Source organism: Aeromicrobium massiliense JC14 (genome assembly GCF_000312105.1).
Classification (GTDB): Bacteria; Actinomycetota; Actinomycetes; order Propionibacteriales; family Nocardioidaceae; genus Aeromicrobium; species Aeromicrobium massiliense.
The window spans coordinates 262,920-280,120 of record NZ_HE978636.1 but is presented as its reverse complement, the minus strand read 5'-3'; the positions used below and the strand labels follow the sequence as shown (position 1 = coordinate 280,120).

The window sequence follows — 17,201 nt, the reverse complement described above, 5'->3', positions numbered from 1 at the left end:
CGCCGAGGGCCCACGCCGTAGGGTGGCGGTGCGGACGATCGTCCGCGCACCAGCACCCTGGGGGAGAGATCACATGAAGGCACGCCGCCCGTCCATGCTCGCCGCGACCGCGCTCGCGGCGGCGCTCGTCCTGGGAGCCTGCGGCTCCGACGGCGGCTCGGACGCGTCGTCAGACACGAGCGCAGCGGCCTCGAAGGACGCCGAGCCGGCCACCCTGACCAAGGACGACTTCGCCGAGCGGATCGCCGACGCGCAGGTCGAGGCCGGCACCAGCCACATGACGATGACCGTGGACGCCGCCGGGCAGAAGATCACCGGCGAGGGCGACGTCCGGGTCAGCGACGACCCGGCGAAGACCGCCGTCTCGATGACGATGGACACCGGCGAGACCGGCGCGATGGACCTGGTCCTGGTCGACCAGGTCATGTACATGCGCCTGGGCCAGCTGACGTCCGGCAAGTACGTGAAGATCGACCTCACCGACGAGAGCAACCCGATCGGCAAGCAGTACGGCAGCCTGGTCGACCAGCTCGACCCGTCCGCGCAGGTCGAGCAGCTCGACGAGGCCATCTCCGGCTTCGAGGCCACCGGCGACCCGGTGCAGATCGACGGTGTCGAGGCCCAGCCCTACGAGGTCACCGTCGACACGGCCAAGCTGCAGGAGGCCGCCGGCCAGTCGGCCGGCCAGGGCGCCGCGGGCATGCCGGCCACGATCGAGTACACGATGTGGATCGGCCCCGACGACCTCATCCGCCGCATGACGACGACGAGCGCCGGCACGGTCACGGTCGACTACAGCAAGTGGGGCGAGGACCTCGACATCGCCGCCCCCAAGGCGTCCGAGATCACCGACCAGGACCCGTTCTCCACCGCGTCCTGACACCACCCCGCCGGCCCCCGCCCTGACCGATTTGGTCCGGGCGGGGGCCGTCGCGTAGCATGGCCGAGCCGAAGACCGCTGGTTGGCGACTCACCCGAGTCTCCCGAAGTGCCCGCAAGGGCGGCCCGCGCAGGTTCACGCAAGCGACACACCATCGCGCCCCGTGGCCCTGTGCCCGGGGCGTTTCTCGTGGGCTCAGCACTCGGCACTGATCTGTGCTGGAAGGAGACCCATGGCACGCCCGGACAAGGTTGCGGCAGTCGCCGAGCTCGCGGACAGCTTCCGCGAGTCGAACGGCGCCGTCCTCACCGAGTACCGCGGGCTCACCGTGAAGCAGCTGCAGGACCTGCGGCGCTCGCTCGGTGGGAACGCGAGCTATGCCGTCGCGAAGAACACGCTCACCAAGATCGCCCTGCGGGACGCCGGCATCGACTTCGACGAGTCGCTGCTGACCGGACCGACCGCCATCGCCTTCATCACGGGCGACCCGGTGGAGGCGGCCAAGGGCCTGCGTGACTTCTCGAAGGCGAACACCCCCCTCGTCCTCAAGGGAGGCTTCCTCGACGGGAAGTCGCTCTCGGCGGACGAGATCAACAAGCTGGCCGACCTCGAGTCGCGCGAGGTCCTCCTCGCCAAGCTCGCGGGCGGCATGAAGGCGAACCTGTCGAAGGCCGCCGCACTGTTCAACGCGCCGCTCTCGAAGACCGCTGCGACGGTCTTCGCGCTGCAGAGCAAGGCCGAGGCGGACCCGTCCGTCCTGGCCGGCGGCGCTGCCCCGGCTGCCGAGGAGACCGTCGCGGTCTCCGAGGACGCCACCCCCGCCGAGGCCCCCGAGGCCGAGGCCACCACCGAGGGCTGAAGCCCGATCCACCATCGGGACCCCCTCGGGGTCTCTAGTCAGGAAGGACGCCACCCATGGCGAAGCTGAGCACCGACGAGCTGCTGGATGCTTTCAAGGAAATGACGCTGATCGAGCTCTCCGAGTTCGTGAAGCAGTTCGAGGACACCTTCGACGTCACCGCGGCCGCTCCGGTCGCCGTTGCCGCGGCCCCCGCCGCCGGCGGCGCTGACGCCGGCGAGGCCGCTGCTGAGAAGGACGAGTTCGACGTCGTCCTCGAGTCGGCCGGCGACAAGAAGATCCAGGTCATCAAGGAGGTGCGTGGCCTCACGAGCCTCGGCCTCAAGGAGGCCAAGGACCTCGTCGAGGGCGCCCCGAAGGCGATCCTGGAGGGTGTCAACAAGGAGACCGCCGAGAAGGCGAAGGAGGCCCTCGAGGCCGCCGGCGCCACGATCACTCTCAAGTGATCGCACGCGTCGCGGGCTGACCGCGACGCAGGCACCTCCGACGAGAGGCGCTCACCCCGCACGGGGTGGGCGCCTCTCGCGCGTCCCGGGCCGGTTTCGTACTCGTCCGTAACCTGCTCGATCTCGACTCGTTGAAACCTGTGTCCTGGGCCACACTATGGTCCTGACTCGCGCGGGGAGAGGCGCGGGCACCCAGGACGTCGAAGGGGGAGAGCATGGGAGTCGAGGTCAAGGTCGACGGCCTGACGAAGAAGTTCGGCAGCCAGGTGATCTGGAACGACGTGACCCTGACGCTCCCCGCCGGCGAGATCTCGGTGATGCTCGGCCCGTCCGGCACCGGCAAGTCGGTCTTCCTCAAGTCCCTCATCGGGCTGCTCAAGCCCGACCGGGGCAGCATCCTCATCGAGGGCGTCGACATCGCCTCGTGCTCGGAGCGCCAGCTCTACGAGATCCGCAAGCTGTTCGGCGTGCTGTTCCAGGACGGCGCGATGTTCGGCTCGATGGACCTGTACGACAACGTCGCCTTCCCGCTGCGCGAGCACACCCGCAAGAGCGAGTCGCAGGTCCGCCAGGTCGTCATGGAGAAGATGGACCTGGTCGGCCTGGCCGGCGCCGAGCACAAGCTGCCCGGCGAGATCTCCGGCGGCATGCGCAAGCGCGCCGGGCTCGCCCGCGCCCTGGTCATGGACCCCGAGATCCTGCTCATCGACGAGCCCGACTCCGGCCTCGACCCGGTGCGCACCGCGTACATCAACCAGCTGTTCATCGACCTGAACGCGCAGATCGACGCGACCTTCCTCATCGTCACGCACGACATCAACACCGCCCGCACGGTGCCCGACAACATCGGCCTGCTCTACCACAAGCACCTGGCGATGTTCGGCCCGCGCGAGATGCTGCTCAGCAGCCGCGAGCCCGTCGTCGCCCAGTTCCTCAACGCCCAGCGCGTCGGCCCCATCGGCATGAGCGAGGAGAAGGACGCCGACGAGCTCGCCGCCGAGGCGAGCATCGAGATGCCGCCGCTGCCGCCCATCGCGCGCCAGCTCGAGCCCTCCGACGGGCGTCCGCGCCGGGGCCAGAAGGAGCCCGGCGCCTGGTGCGCCGCCAACGGCGTCGTCCCGCCGCCCGGCTCGTTCGAGCCGAGCGCCGCCGCCGGGGCGGTCGCATGAGCCTGAGCGCCGTCACCGGCCCGGCCCGGGTGGCCGGCGGGCTGTTCGCCTTCGCGCTCGACGTCGTGGTGGCGATGTTCCGCCGCCCGTTCCAGGTCCGCGAGCTGCTGCAGCAGGCCTGGTTCATCGTCACCGTCACGATCGTGCCCACGGCCCTCGTCGCCATCCCGTTCGGCGCGGTCATCGCGCTGCAGGTCGGCGGGCTCATCAAGCAGTTCGGCGCCCAGTCGTTCACCGGCTCGGCCGCGGTCCTGGCGGTCGTCCGCGAGGCCGGGCCCATCGCCACCGCGCTGCTCGTCGCCGGTGCCGCCGGCTCGGCCATCGCCGCCGACCTCGGCTCGCGCCGCATCCGCGAGGAGCTCGACGCGATGATGGTGCTGGGCATCAACCCGGTGCAGCGCCTGGTCGCGCCGCGCGTCCTGGCCTGCATGGTGGTCGCCGTCGGGCTCAACAGCCTGGTCAACATCGTCGGCGTCGCCGGCGGCTTCGTCTTCAACGTGGTGCTGCAGGACGGCACACCGGGCGCCTACATCGCCTCGTTCACCGCCCTGGCCCAGGAGGCCGACCTCTGGCAGGGCATGGTCAAGGCGCTCATCTTCGGCTTCATCGCCGCGATCGTGGCCTCCTACAAGGGCATGAACGCCGCCGGCGGCCCCAAGGGCGTCGGCGACGCGGTCAACGAGGCCGTGGTCATCACCTTCACGCTGCTGTTCATCGTGAACTTCTTCGTCACGGCGATCTACCTGCAGCTCGTCCCACCGAAGGGGATGTGATGGCGACCGGAGTCTTCGGCAGCGTCGTCAACGCGCCGCGCGCCACCCTCGACGGGGTCGACGGCCTCGGCCGGCAGATGCTGTTCTACCTGCGCGTGATCATGTCGATCCCGCGCACGCTCAAGAACTACCGCAAGGAGATCGTGCGGCTGCTGGCCGAGGTGACCCTCGGCTCGGGCTCGCTCGCGGTCATCGGCGGCACGGTGGGCGTCATCACCGCGATGTGCTTCTTCACCGGCACCGAGGTCGGCATCCAGGGCTTCGCCTCGCTCGACCAGCTCGGCACGTCGGCGTTCACCGGGTTCGTGTCGGCGTACTTCAACACCCGCGAGATCGCGCCGATCGTCGCCGGCATCGCGCTGGCCGCCACGGTCGGCTGCGGGTTCACCGCCCAGCTCGGCGCCATGCGCATCTCCGAGGAGGTCGACGCGCTCGAGGTCATGGCCATCCCGTCGCTGCCGTTCCTGGTGACGACCCGGGTCATCGCCGGCCTCATCGCGGTCGTCCCGCTGTACGTCGTCGGCCTGCTGTCGTCGTACTTCGCGACTCGGCTGACCGTCACGCAGATCAACGGGCAGAGTCCGGGCACGTACGACCACTACTTCAACGCCTTCCTGCCACCGGAGGACGTGCTCTGGAGCTTCGCGAAGGTGCTCGTCTTCGCGGTCGTGGTCATCCTGATCCACTGCTACCACGGCTACTACGCCTCCGGCGGTCCCGCCGGCGTCGGCGTCGCGGTGGGCAAGGCCGTCCGCACCTCGATCGTGGCCATCAACGTCGTCGACCTGCTCGCCTCCATGGCGATCTGGGGCACGACCACGACCGTGAGGCTGGCCGGCTGATGCCTCGTACCCCCGTCCTGGAGCGTCCCAGCAGCCTGCGCGTGCTCGGCGTCGGCTTCGTCGCGCTGCTCGTGTTCTTCGTCTGGCTGACCTACGCGTTCTTCGAGAAGAAGTTCGTCGACTCCGTCCCGGTCACCATGAAGGCGTCCAACGTCGGCCTGTCGCTCGGCCGCGACGCCGACGTCAAGCTGCGCGGCATGATCGTCGGCCAGGTCCGCGAGGTCGAGACCGACGGCGACGGCGTGACCATGCAGATCGCCATGGACCCCGACGCCATCGACTCGGTCCCGGCCGACGTCAGCGCCCGCATCGTCCCCAAGACGCTGTTCGGCGAGAAGTACGTCCAGCTGATCGCGCCCGAGCAGGTCGGCGACCAGGTGCTGCAGGCCGGCGACGTCATCGAGCGCGCCGAGGTGCCGATCGAGGTCGAGACGCTGCTCAACAACCTGTACCCGGTGCTCGAGGCCGTCTCGCCCGAGGACCTCGGCCACACGCTGTCGGCGCTCTCGACCGCGCTCGAGGGGCGCGGCGAGAAGCTCGGCGACATGCTCGTCGACCTCGACGCGTACCTGCAGGAGATCAACCCCGAGGTGCCCCGGCTCATCGACGACGTCGAGAAGCTCGGCACGGTCGCCGACACCTACGCCGCCGCGATGCCCGACCTCGGCCGGCTGCTCAGCAACGCCGTCGTCACCGGCGACACGATCGTGGCCAAGCGCTCGCAGCTGGCGGCGTTCTTCCAGGAGGGCGACCAGCTCTCCGGGCGCCTGGACGCCCTGCTGCGCGCCAACGAGGACAACCTCGTCGACCTGCCGGCCCTCTCGCGCGAGGCGCTGGAGATCACCGCCGAGTACTCGAAGGCGTTCCCCTGCTTCCTGGAGGGGATGGCGAACATCATCCCCAAGCTCGACGACGTCTACCGGGACAACACCGTGCACATCAAGCTCGAGCTGCTGCCGCTCACCGGCCAGCCCACCGGCTACGAGAAGGGGGAGCGGGCGGCGCTCACGCGCAAGTCGCTCCAGAGCCCGCTCACCGACCCCACCTGCCTGGACCTGCCGAACCCGCCGTACGACCAGGAGAACCCGTTCCCGGGCGGCTCGGCCGAGCTGTACGAGCTGATCGGCCTGGAGGGCGACCACAACAAGTTCCGGGCGCCGGCCGGCGGGCTCGGCGACGCCGTCCAGCCCAGCGTGGTCAGCGACGGGCCGGCCGAACGCGCGGCGCTCGACACCCTGCTGCAGGCGCGCCTGGGCCTCGGCGAGGCCGACGTGCCCGACGTGGGCGGGCTGCTGCTGAGCCCCGTCGTCCGCGGAGCGGAGGTGCGTGTCGATGAAGCTCGATAGGGAGTCGGTCGCCGCGCTGGTCAAGCTCGTGGCGTTCCTGACCGCCACCGCCGTGGCCACGGTGTTCCTCATGATGCTGCTCGGCAACGGCTCGTTCGGCGAGCGCACCCGCTACCAGGCGGTGTTCCAGGACGTCACCGGCATGGCCAAGGGCGACGACGTCCGGATCGCGGGCGTGGCGGTCGGTGCGGTCGAGAAGATCGAGATCCACGACCGCGACCAGGCACTGGTCACCTTCGAGGTCGACGCCGACCACCGGCTGACCGAGAACACCCACGCGCAGATCCGCTTCCGCAACCTGGTCGGCCAGCGCTACATCGCGCTCAGCCAGGGTGCCGACGGCGCACGGTCGGCGCTGAAGGACGGGGCGACGATCCCCGACTCGCGCACCGAGGAGGCGCTCGACCTGGACGTGCTGCTCAACGGGTTCAAGCCCGTGTTCCAGGCGCTGTCGCCCGACGACACCAACAAGCTCGCCTACGAGATCATCCAGACGCTGCAGGGCGAGAGCGGCTCGGTCGAGCGCCTGCTCGACCGCACCGCCTCGCTGACCAGCACGCTGGCCGAGCGCGACGAGCTGATCGGCGACGTGGTGGTGAACCTGGACGACGTCCTGGACACCGTCGGGCGTCGCGACGAGGAGTTGGGCGACATGATCGACACGCTGCAGCAGTTCGTGACCGGGCTCAAGCAGGACCGCAACGCGATCCTGGACTCCGTCGACGCGGTCTCCGACCTCACCGACGAGACGTCCGACCTGCTGGTCGAGGGACGCCCCGCGCTCACCGAGGACGTGCGCCAGCTCAACCGGCTCACCAAGCAGCTGAGCACCAAGGAGAACCTGCAGCAGACGGCCACGTCGCTCGACATCCTGCCGATCAAGATGAAGAAGCTGGGCACCTCGGCGTCCTACGGCTCGTACTTCAACTTCTACCTGTGCGACATCAAGGGCGTGGTCGAGCTGCCCAGCATCCCGCTGCTCGGCCTGGACGAGGAGACCCGCCTGCAGATCGGCGGCGACGACGGCCTGCAGGTCGGCGGAGCGAGGTGCGAGTCGTGAAGCCGTTCCGCGAGCGCAACCACACCACGATCGGCATCGTCGGCTTCGCCGCGATCGGCGCGATGATGCTCGCCGCCTTCCGCGCCGACCAGCTGCCGCTGATCGGCGGCGGCGACACCTACTACGCCGAGATGGCCGAGGTCGGCGCCCTGCAGTCCGGCGACGAGGTCCGCGTGGCCGGCGTCCCGGTCGGCGAGGTCAAGGCCATCGCGCTCGACGGCGACCGGGTCAAGGTGCGGTTCCAGCTCGACAAGGGCGCCGAGCTCGGCTCGAAGACGTCCGCGCAGATCAAGGTCCGGACGCTGCTCGGCGCCGAGTACCTCGCGCTCACGCCGCAGGGTGAGGGCGACCTCGAGGCCGGCGCCACCATCCCGCTCGAGCGCACCATCGCCCCCTACAACGTGGTCGAGGCCTTCTCCGAGCTCAGCGAGACCACCGACCGGCTCGACGTGCAGCAGATCAGCACGGCGCTGTCGACGCTGTCCGACGTCGCCCAGCGCACGCCCGAGGAGTTCCGCGGCGCCCTGCGCGGCGTCTCGGCGGTGTCGCGCAACCTGGCCGCCCGCGACGAGCAGATCCAGTCGCTGCTCGGCAACCTGCGCACCGTCACGACGGTGGTGAGCTCGCGCAACGAGGAGCTGCAGACCCTGTTCGAGGACTCCGACGTCCTGTTCCAGGCCGTCTCGGCCCGCCGCGACGAGATCCACCGACTGTTGGTCTCGACCCAGCGCATCTCCACCGAGCTGCGCGGCCTGGTCAAGGACACCCGGGCCGACCTCAAGCCGGCCCTCACCCAGCTGGGCAAGGTGACGACCATGCTGCGCAAGCACGAGGCGAGCCTGGACGAGGCGCTGCGCGTCATGGCCCCGTTCGACACCGTCTTCGCCAACGCGCTGGGGTCCGGGCCCTGGTTCGACTCCTACATCGCGGGCCTGCCGCCGAACCTCGGCCTGGCCCAGCAGCTCAAGGAAGCCCTGGGGGTGACGAAGTGAGCGCGCTGCTGTCCCGCACCGGCCGGATCCTGTCCGCGCTGGTCGTCCTGGCCCTGGTCGTCGCCGCGGTCGTCGTGCTCAGCGAGCGCGACGGCACCAAGACGATCACCGCCGACTTCACCGCGACGAACAGCCTCTACGAGGGCTCGGACGTCAAGGTGCTCGGCGTCCCCGTCGGCCGGGTCACCAAGCTCGAGCCCCGCGGCGACGTCGTCCGCGCCACGATCGAGTACCAGGGCGACGTCGACCTGCCCGCCGACGTGAAGGCCGTGCTGGTCTCGCCCTCGGTGGTCGGCGACCGGTTCGTCCAGCTCGCCCCGGCCTACACGAAGGGCGCGAAGCTGAAGGCGTCCGCGCACGTGCCGCACGAGCGCACCGCGGTGCCGGTCGAGCTCGACCAGGTCTACGAGTCGCTCGACGACCTCTCGGTGGCGCTCGGCCCGAAGGGGGCCAACAAGGACGGGTCGCTGAGCAAGCTGCTCGACGCCGGGGCCCGTCAGCTCGACGGCGAGGGCCGGCAGGTCAACGACACCATCCGTGACGTGGGCCAGCTGAGCCAGACCCTGGAGAACAGCTCCGACGACCTGTTCGGCTCGGTGCGCGAGATCTCCGAGTTCGTGGCCATGCTGCGCGAGAACGACGCCACCGTCCGCAGCTTCAACGACAGCACGGCGCAGGTCGCGCAGGTGCTGGAGGGCGAGCGCGAGGACCTCGCGGCCACGGTCGACGAGCTGAGCCGGGCCCTGATCGACGTGCGCGACCTGGTCAAGGAGAACCGGTCGGTGCTGGGCAAGGACGTGGCCGACCTGACGTCCATCTCGCGGGTGCTGGTCAAGCACCGCGACGCCCTGGAGCAGGTCGCCGTCGACGCGCCGACCGCGCTGTCCAACGTGGCGCTCACCTACAACGGCCGCTACGGGACGCTCGACAACCGCAGCAACATCGAGAAGATGCTGTTCGGCGGGCTCGAGGACCCCCGGACGTTCCTGTGCACGCTGCTCGGCGAGAGCGGCAACGAGTCGACCGACCTGTGCAAGACGCTCGGCGACCTGCTCGGCGGACTCACCGGTGGGCTGACCGGCAGCGGCCAGGCCGCCGACGGCGCCACCGCCCGCAACCGGGCGGCCGTCGGGGCGCCGGTGCCCAGCGCCTCCGGGGCCGTGACGCAGCCCGACCGGGTCAACGACTCCATCGAGGACATGCTGGGGGTGGCGCCGTGAGGAAGATCCTGGTGACCGGCGTCGCGGCGGCGCTGCTGTCGGGGTGCTCGATGTCGCCCTACGACGTCCCGCTGCCCGGCGGTGCCGACGTCGGCGACGACCCGTACACCGTCACGGTGCAGTTCCGCGACGTCCTCGATCTCGTGCCGCAGAGCGGCGTCCGCGTCGATGAGGTCCCCGTGGGCAAGGTCAGCGACGTGCGGCTCGACGGCTGGACGGCGGAGGTCGACCTCACGCTCAACCGCGACGTGGAGCTGCCCGACAACGCCCGGGCGACCATCCGCCAGACGAGCCTGCTGGGCGAGAAGTTCGTCTCGCTCGAGGCGCCCGAGAAGGGCGCGGCGGGCCGGCTCGACGACGGCGACACCATCCCGCTGAGCCAGACCGGGCGCAACCCCGAGGTCGAGGAGGTGCTGAGCGCCGCCTCGCTGCTGCTCAACGGCAGTGGCCTCGAGAAGACCCAGACCATCGTGCGCGAGCTCAACCGTGCGCTCGACGGCAACGAGGCCGAGGTGAAGCGGCTGCTGACCAACGCCGGCGACCTCGCCGCCCGCCTGGACGACAACAAGGAGCGCATCCTCACCACGCTCGAGAAGGTCGACCGGCTCGCCCGCCGCACCCAGGACCAGGAGAAGGCCATCACCGGCGCGCTCGACCAGGTGCCCGAGGCGCTGCGCGTCGTCGACGGCCAGCGCAAGGCGCTGGTCACGCTGCTGGGCGGCCTGGAGGAGCTCAGCGAGGTCGGCACGCGGGTCGTGCGGGCGTCCAAGGACGACGTCCTGGCCGACCTGAGGGCGCTGCAGCCGACCCTGACCAACCTGGGCACGGCTGCGGACGACCTGGTGACGTCGTTCCAGGCGCTGCTGACCTTCCCGTTCACCGACGCCATCGTCGGCAAGACGCTGAAGGAGGCCAAGGCCTACGACCCGGGCGACTACACGAACCTCTCGATGCGCATCGACCTCGGGGCCGACACGCTCGCCCAGGTGCTCGACCTCGACGGCCTGCTGGACGCGATCGGCGGCGGGCTGCAGGGCGACCCGCAGAAGGCCGGCCAGCCGGTCGAGGACCTGCTCGGCCTGGTCCGCGGGTACGTCCCCGAGGAGTCCGGGACGCCCGGCGGCAGCACGCCCGCGCCGGCGTCGCCGGGCGCGAAGCCGTCCGCTCCGGCCCCGGCCCCCAGCACCGCTCCGACCCCGGGGCAGGGCGACGAGCCGGCCGCCGACGAGCCCGACAACTGGTTCTGCGGCCTGTTCCGGCTCTGCCGCCCGGCCGTCGGCGGCGCCACGACGCCGACGACGCTGTCCGTCCCGGCGGGCGTCCCGCGCACCGACCTGGCCGCGGCCCTCCTCGACCCGGTGGTGAGCCGATGATCACCCGACTGACCAAGGTCCAGCTGATCGTGTTCGCGCTCATCACCGTGCTCGGTGGCGCGTTCGTCGGCGGACGCTACGCCGAGCTCGACCGGCTCGTGATCGACCGCACCTACCCCGTCGTCGCGACGTTCGCCGACTCCGGCGGCATCTTCGTCGGCGCCGAGGTGACCTACCGCGGCATCGGCGTCGGACGCGTCGGCGACCTGCAGTTCGTCGAGGAGGGCGTCGAGGCCCGGCTCGACCTGGAGGACGGCGCCCCGCGCATCCCGGCCGACGTCGAGGCCCGCGTGGCCAACAAGTCCGCGATCGGCGAGCAGTACGTCGACCTGCGCCCGCGCGCCGACGGTGGTCCGTACCTGGCGGAGGGCTCCACCATCGCCCAGGAGGACACCCGCATCCCGCTCGACACCGCGACGGTGCTGCTCGACGTGAACGACCTGGTGGCGTCCGTCGACACCCAGGACCTCGCCGTCGTGGTCGACGAGCTCGGTCAGGCCTTCGAGGGCGTCGGCGCCGACCTGTCGCGCATCCTGGACACCTCGATGGAGGTCGTGGCCGACGCGACCGAGAACCTCGACGCCACCCGCCGGCTGATCCGCGACTCGGACTCGGTGCTGCAGACCCAGATCGACAAGACCGAGCAGATCGGCTCGTTCTCGCGCGACCTGCGGCTGCTCTCCGACACCCTCGTCGACGCCGACCCGGACCTGCGCCGCCTGCTCGACGTGGGACCCGACAGCGCCGCGCTGGTGGACGCCGTCGTGGGGGAGAACGAGGAGAACCTCACCGAGCTGCTGGGCAACCTGACGTCCTCGATCGAGCCGCTGTCGCGCCGCACGGCCGGCCTGCAGGCCATCTACATCCTGTACCCGTACCTCGTGCAGGGCTCGTACAGCGTGGTCGACAAGGGTCCCGACGGCCGCTACGACGCGTCCTTCGGGCTGGTCCTCACGCCCAGCCCCAAGACGTGCGAGGACGGCTACACTGCCGCCGACCGGCCCCCGGAGGACAAGACGCCGGCCGAGTTCGAGGTCGGCACCGACTGCACGGACCCCGACCTGGTTCCGCGCGGCTCGAGGACGTCCTCCGTGAACCGACCGCCTGCGGCTTCGGAGGGGAAGCCGTCCACCGAGGGAGAGAACACATGGGGCGCACTGCTTCTGGGACCGAGCACGGCGAGGTGACCGACCGGCCTTCGCGAGGACTCGTCCGACTGCTCACGGCGCTCGTCGTCGTGGGGATGCTGCTGGGCGTCACGGGACTCGTCGTCCCGCGCGCGTTCGCCGGCGACGACGAGGACGCCTCCCGCCAGGACCTGGTCACCGCCGCGAACGACTTCGCCACCGCGTACAACACCTACGACGTCGCCGAGCTCGAGGACTACCAGGAGCGCATGTCCGGGCTCCTGACCAAGGACTACCGCGAGCAGTTCGACCAGGTGACCGAGGCCATCTTCGGCACGCTCGCGTCGCGCAAGCAGCGCAGCAGCGACCCCGAGGTGCTGGCCGTCGCCGTCGACTCCTTCGACCCCGACTCCGCGGAGGTGCTCGTGGCGGTCGACGCGTCGGTGTCGAACACCGACCAGAAGGCCGCCGTGCGCCGGCACTTCCGCTGGAAGGTCGCGTTCCTGCGTCAGGACGGCGCGTGGAAGGTCGACGACTTCGAGAGCATCGCGGCGATGACCGCCGAGACCGGCCAGCCGCAGGCCGAGGGCCAGGAGGGCACCGAATGAGCGACGCCCAGCGTCCCCGCCGCCGCCGGATCGCCGGCGAGACCCGTCCGGGCACGGGCTCCCAGGCCCGGCGGCCCGCGACGTCCGCCCCGCGCCCGATCCGCCCGGCCGTCCCGCCGGTCGCGGATCGCGCGCCCGGCCCCGGCCCGAGTGGGCCGACCGGTCCGAGCGAGCCCGCCGGCCCGACCCGGGCCGAGCGACGGGCCGAGAAGCGGGCGCGCCGCGCGCAGGCGCGTGACGCCCGGCCGCCCCGCCGCCGCCCCTCGCGCGCCGCGCTGCGCGTCCTGGTCCCGCTCGCGCTGCTCGCGGTGGTGGCGGTCGGCCTCGGCGCGTGGGCGGCGGTCGACGGCTACGAGCGCTGGCAGGGCGACGACGACGTGGCCACCGCGCACCGCCAGGCGGCCGCGGCGGCGGGCACGGCCATGGAGACGGTCTTCACCTACCGCTTCGACGAGCTGGAGCAGCACGAGAAGGACGCGACGGCGGTCATGACCGACGAGTTCGCGAAGCAGTTCGACTCGATCGCCCCGGCCCTGGACGAGCTGGCCCCGCAGCGCCAGGTGCAGGTCCGCACCGTGACCCGCAGCGCGGCGCCGCGCGAGTGCGGCGACGAGTGCGCCGACGACGAGGCCTCCGTGCTGGTGTTCTTCGACCAGGCCCGGGTCACCGCCGACACGAAGGAGCCGACCGTGTTCGGCAACCGGGTCGTGGTGTCGATGCAGCGCCAGGACGGGCGCTGGCTGGTGGACGACATCCGCGCGCTGTGAGGTGCGTGACGTGGTCCGGCCCGGACACGACGACGGCCCCGCTCGTGGCGGGGCCGGAAGCGACCTACTTTGACCGTTCCTCAGGAACTTGTCAAGGACCGGGGTTGAGTTATGGAGTGTCGTGGGGCTAGACTGAACTTTCGCGCCCGCCTCGACCTCCCTGTGCCCTTGACCGGGATCTCGTGGCGTGCGCCGAAACAGAGTTTACATCGCTTGCGAGCCCTCGGAAGGATCACTCTTGGCCGCCTCGCGCACTCCCGTCGCACAGTCCGCCCCCCGTCGCATCTCCTTCGCAAAGATCGAGGAGCCGCTCGCGGTTCCTGAGCTGCTGGCCCTCCAGACCGACAGCTTCTCCTGGCTGGTCGGCGATGGTAAGTGGAAGGCCGAGGTCGAGCAGGCGCTCGCCCAGGGTCGCACGGACGTCTCCACCAAGTCGGGTCTGGAGGACATCTTCGAGGAGATCTCCCCGATCGAGGACTTCTCCGAGACGATGAGCCTGTCGTTCCGCGACCACCGGTTCGAGCCGCCGAAGTACTCGGTGGAGGACTGCAAGGACCGCGACGTCACGTACGCCGCGCCGCTGTTCGTCACCGCCGAGTTCATGAACAACGAGACCGGCGAGATCAAGAGCCAGACCGTCTTCATGGGCGACTTCCCGCTCATGACCGACAAGGGCACCTTCATCATCAACGGCACCGAGCGTGTCGTCGTGTCCCAGCTGGTCCGTTCGCCGGGCGTGTACTTCGAGCGCACCCCCGACAAGACGTCCGACAAGGACATCTACACGGCCAAGGTCATCCCGTCGCGCGGCGCGTGGCTGGAGTTCGAGATCGACAAGCGCGACCTCGTCGGCGTCCGCCTGGACCGCAAGCGCAAGCAGAGCGTCACCGTGCTGCTCAAGGCGCTGGGCTGGACCGAGGCGCAGATCCTCGAGGAGTTCGGCCAGTACGAGTCGATCCGCCTGACCCTGGAGAAGGACAACACGTCCGACCAGGACGAGGCGCTGCTCGACATCTACCGCAAGCTGCGTCCGGGCGAGCCGCCGAGCAAGGAGGCCGCGCAGACGCTGCTGGACAACTACTACTTCAACAGCAAGCGCTACGACCTGGCGAAGGTGGGCCGTCACAAGCTCAACCGCAAGCTGGGCCAGACCGCCGCGTTCGACCAGCAGACGCTGACGATCGACGACATCGTCGCCACGATCAAGTACATCGTCGCGCTGCACGCCGGCGAGACCGAGATGGAGATGCCGGCCGGCTCGACGATCGTCGAGGCCGACGACATCGACCACTTCGGCAACCGCCGCATGCGCACCGTCGGCGAGCTGATCCAGAACCAGCTCCGCACCGGCCTGGCGCGCATGGAGCGTGTCGTCCGCGAGCGCATGACGACCCAGGACGTCGAGGCCATCACGCCGCAGACCCTGATCAACATCCGCCCGGTCGTCGCGGCGCTGAAGGAGTTCTTCGGCACCAGCCAGCTGTCGCAGTTCATGGACCAGAACAACCCGCTCGCGGGCCTGACGCACAAGCGTCGTCTGTCGGCCCTCGGCCCGGGTGGTCTGTCGCGTGAGCGCGCCGGCTACGAGGTCCGTGACGTCCACCCGTCGCACTACGGCCGCATGTGCCCGATCGAGACCCCCGAGGGTCCGAACATCGGCCTGATCGGCTCGCTGGCCTCCTACGCGCGGATCAACGCGTTCGGCTTCGTCGAGACGCCGTACCGCAAGGTCGTCGACGGGGTCGTCACCGACCAGATCGACTACCTCACCGCCACGGAGGAGGACCGCTACGTCGTCGCGCAGGCCAACTCGCCGCTGACCGACGACAAGCGCTTCGCCGACGACCGCGTCCTGGTCCGCCAGCGCGGTGGCGAGGCCGAGCTCCGTCCGTCGGCCGAGGTCGACTACATGGACGTCTCGCCGCGCCAGATGGTGTCGGTCGCGACCGCGCTCATCCCGTTCCTCGAGCACGACGACGCCAACCGCGCGCTCATGGGCGCGAACATGCAGCGTCAGGCCGTCCCGCTCCTGGTCAACGACGCCCCGCTCGTCGGCACCGGCATGGAGTACCGCGCCGCCGTCGACGCCGGTGACGTCGTCGTGGCCAAGGCCTCGGGCGTCGTCAAGGAGGTCTCGGCCGACGCGGTCGAGATCATGCAGGACGACGGCAACAACTTCACCTACCGCCTGGCGAAGTTCCGTCGCTCGAACCAGGGCACGTGCATCAACCAGCGTCCGCTCGTCGCCGAGGGGCAGCGCGTCGAGGTCGGCACCCCGCTGGCCGACGGCCCGTGCACCGACGAGGGCGAGATGGCGCTCGGCACGAACCTGCTCGTGGCGTTCATGCCGTGGCAGGGCCACAACTACGAGGACGCGATCATCCTGTCCCAGCGGATCGTCCAGGACGACCTGCTGACCTCGATCCACATCGAGGAGCACGAGGTCGACGCCCGCGACACCAAGCTGGGCCCCGAGGAGATCACGCGGGACATCCCGAACGTCTCCGAGGAGATGCTGGCCAACCTCGACGAGCGCGGCATCATCCGCATCGGCGCCGAGGTCAGCAACGGCGACATCCTCGTCGGCAAGGTCACGCCCAAGGGCGAGACCGAGCTGACCCCCGAGGAGCGCCTGCTCCGCGCGATCTTCGGCGAGAAGGCGCGCGAGGTGCGCGACACGTCGCTCAAGGTCCCGCACGGCGAGTCCGGCACCGTCATCGGCGTGCGCGTCTTCGACGCGTCCGAGGGTGACGAGCTCAGCCCCGGCGTCAACCAGCTCGTCCGCGTCTACGTCGCGCAGAAGCGCAAGATCAGCGACGGCGACAAGCTGGCCGGCCGCCACGGCAACAAGGGCGTCATCTCCAAGATCCTCCCGATCGAGGACATGCCCTTCCTCGAGGACGGCACGCCCGTCGACATCGTGCTCAACCCGCTCGGTGTCCCCGGCCGCATGAACATCGGCCAGGTCCTCGAGCTGCACCTGGGCTGGATCGCGAAGCAGGGCTGGGACGTCAGCGGCATCGCCGAGGAGTGGGCCGAGCGGCTCACGTCCATCGGTGCCGACTCGGCCCCGTCCGGCAGCAACGTCGCGACCCCGGTCTTCGACGGTGCGCGCGAGGACGAGCTGCAGGGCCTGCTGGCGAACACGCTCCCGAACCGCGACGGCGACCGCATGGTCGGCCCCGACGGCAAGGCGCGCCTGTTCGACGGTCGTACCGGCGAGCCCTTCCCGGGCCCGATCTCGGTGGGCTACATGTACATGCTCAAGCTCCACCACCTGGTCGACGACAAGATCCACGCGCGCTCGACCGGCCCGTACTCGATGATCACCCAGCAGCCGCTCGGCGGTAAGGCCCAGTTCGGTGGCCAGCGCTTCGGTGAGATGGAGGTCTGGGCCCTGGAGGCCTACGGCGCCGCGTACGCGCTGCAGGAGCTGCTGACGATCAAGTCCGACGACATCCTCGGTCGCGTCAAGGTGTACGAGGCCATCGTCAAGGGCGAGAACGTCCCCGAGCCGGGCATCCCCGAGTCGTTCAAGGTGCTCGTCAAGGAGATGCAGTCGCTGTGCCTGAACGTCGAGGTGCTGTCCAGCGACGGCACCGCGGTCGAGATGCGCGACGCGGAGGAGGACCTCTTCCGCGCCGCCGAGGAGCTCGGCATCGACCTCTCGCGTCGTGAGCCGTCCAGCGTCGAAGAAGTGTGACGTCACACTTCCCCGCCTTCGTTCGATTTTTTGGTG

15 protein-coding genes are annotated in these 17,201 nt (G+C 70.2%); all 15 read left to right on the top strand.

Translation table 11 applies throughout. The features are described 5' to 3' along the window. Positions 1 to 73: 73 nt before the first annotated feature. The 15 genes from HGAM_RS01400 to rpoB all read left to right on the top strand — a co-directional run bounded on the left by HGAM_RS01400 (position 74) and on the right by rpoB (position 17,165). Entirely contained in the window at positions 74 to 880 is an 807-nt protein-coding gene (locus HGAM_RS01400; RefSeq protein WP_019143684.1) for an SCO4651 family lipoprotein, read from the top strand. A 232-nt stretch (positions 881 to 1,112) separates the two neighbouring features. Next, on the top strand, positions 1,113 to 1,739 hold the full coding sequence (gene rplJ, locus HGAM_RS01395; RefSeq protein WP_019143683.1) for a 50S ribosomal protein L10: 627 nt from the start codon (positions 1,113 to 1,115) through the stop codon (positions 1,737 to 1,739). A gap of 56 nt (positions 1,740 to 1,795) precedes the next feature. Next, positions 1,796 to 2,185, top strand: coding sequence for a 50S ribosomal protein L7/L12 (gene rplL, locus HGAM_RS01390; protein WP_019143682.1), 390 nt, complete (start codon positions 1,796 to 1,798; stop codon positions 2,183 to 2,185). 215 nt (positions 2,186 to 2,400) lie between these two features. Next, positions 2,401 to 3,354, top strand: a complete 954-nt coding sequence (locus HGAM_RS01385; RefSeq protein WP_019143681.1) for an ABC transporter ATP-binding protein — start codon at positions 2,401 to 2,403, stop codon at positions 3,352 to 3,354. Further along, positions 3,351 to 4,127, top strand: a complete 777-nt coding sequence (locus HGAM_RS01380; RefSeq protein WP_020691481.1) for an MlaE family ABC transporter permease — start codon at positions 3,351 to 3,353, stop codon at positions 4,125 to 4,127. The genes HGAM_RS01385 and HGAM_RS01380 overlap by 4 nt, the downstream gene beginning before the upstream one ends. After that, complete coding sequence (locus tag HGAM_RS01375) at positions 4,127 to 4,969, top strand: MlaE family ABC transporter permease (RefSeq protein WP_019143679.1); 843 nt, start codon at positions 4,127 to 4,129, stop codon at positions 4,967 to 4,969. Before HGAM_RS01380 ends, HGAM_RS01375 begins: the two co-directional genes overlap by 1 nt. Beyond that, positions 4,969 to 6,315, top strand: coding sequence for an MCE family protein (locus HGAM_RS01370; protein ID WP_019143678.1), 1,347 nt, complete (start codon positions 4,969 to 4,971; stop codon positions 6,313 to 6,315). The genes HGAM_RS01375 and HGAM_RS01370 overlap by 1 nt, the downstream gene beginning before the upstream one ends. Then, complete coding sequence (locus tag HGAM_RS17170) at positions 6,302 to 7,375, top strand: MCE family protein (protein ID WP_019143677.1); 1,074 nt, start codon at positions 6,302 to 6,304, stop codon at positions 7,373 to 7,375. The genes HGAM_RS01370 and HGAM_RS17170 overlap by 14 nt, the downstream gene beginning before the upstream one ends. Next, positions 7,372 to 8,367: an MCE family protein gene (locus tag HGAM_RS17165; protein WP_019143676.1), complete on the top strand. Its 996-nt coding sequence runs from the start codon at positions 7,372 to 7,374 to the stop codon at positions 8,365 to 8,367. The genes HGAM_RS17170 and HGAM_RS17165 overlap by 4 nt, the downstream gene beginning before the upstream one ends. Further along, complete coding sequence (locus HGAM_RS01355) at positions 8,364 to 9,587, top strand: MCE family protein (RefSeq protein WP_019143675.1); 1,224 nt, start codon at positions 8,364 to 8,366, stop codon at positions 9,585 to 9,587. Before HGAM_RS17165 ends, HGAM_RS01355 begins: the two co-directional genes overlap by 4 nt. Continuing rightward, the gene (locus HGAM_RS17160) at positions 9,584 to 10,960 is read left to right on the top strand and encodes an MCE family protein (protein WP_147543462.1); all 1,377 of its coding nucleotides are present in this window, start codon (positions 9,584 to 9,586) and stop codon (positions 10,958 to 10,960) included. Before HGAM_RS01355 ends, HGAM_RS17160 begins: the two co-directional genes overlap by 4 nt. Beyond that, positions 10,957 to 12,147 (top strand): MCE family protein, encoded by a 1,191-nt coding sequence (locus tag HGAM_RS01345; protein WP_019143673.1) that lies wholly within the window; start codon positions 10,957 to 10,959, stop codon positions 12,145 to 12,147. The genes HGAM_RS17160 and HGAM_RS01345 overlap by 4 nt, the downstream gene beginning before the upstream one ends. After that, a complete protein-coding gene (locus HGAM_RS01340; RefSeq protein ID WP_019143672.1) occupies positions 12,144 to 12,695 on the top strand; it encodes a hypothetical protein in 552 nt (183 codons plus the stop codon). Before HGAM_RS01345 ends, HGAM_RS01340 begins: the two co-directional genes overlap by 4 nt. Further along, entirely contained in the window at positions 12,692 to 13,462 is a 771-nt protein-coding gene (locus HGAM_RS01335; protein ID WP_019143671.1) for a hypothetical protein, read from the top strand. The genes HGAM_RS01340 and HGAM_RS01335 overlap by 4 nt, the downstream gene beginning before the upstream one ends. A 238-nt stretch (positions 13,463 to 13,700) precedes the next feature. After that, entirely contained in the window at positions 13,701 to 17,165 is a 3,465-nt protein-coding gene (rpoB, locus tag HGAM_RS01330) for a DNA-directed RNA polymerase subunit beta (RefSeq protein WP_019143670.1), read from the top strand. Positions 17,166 to 17,201 lie beyond the last annotated feature (36 nt).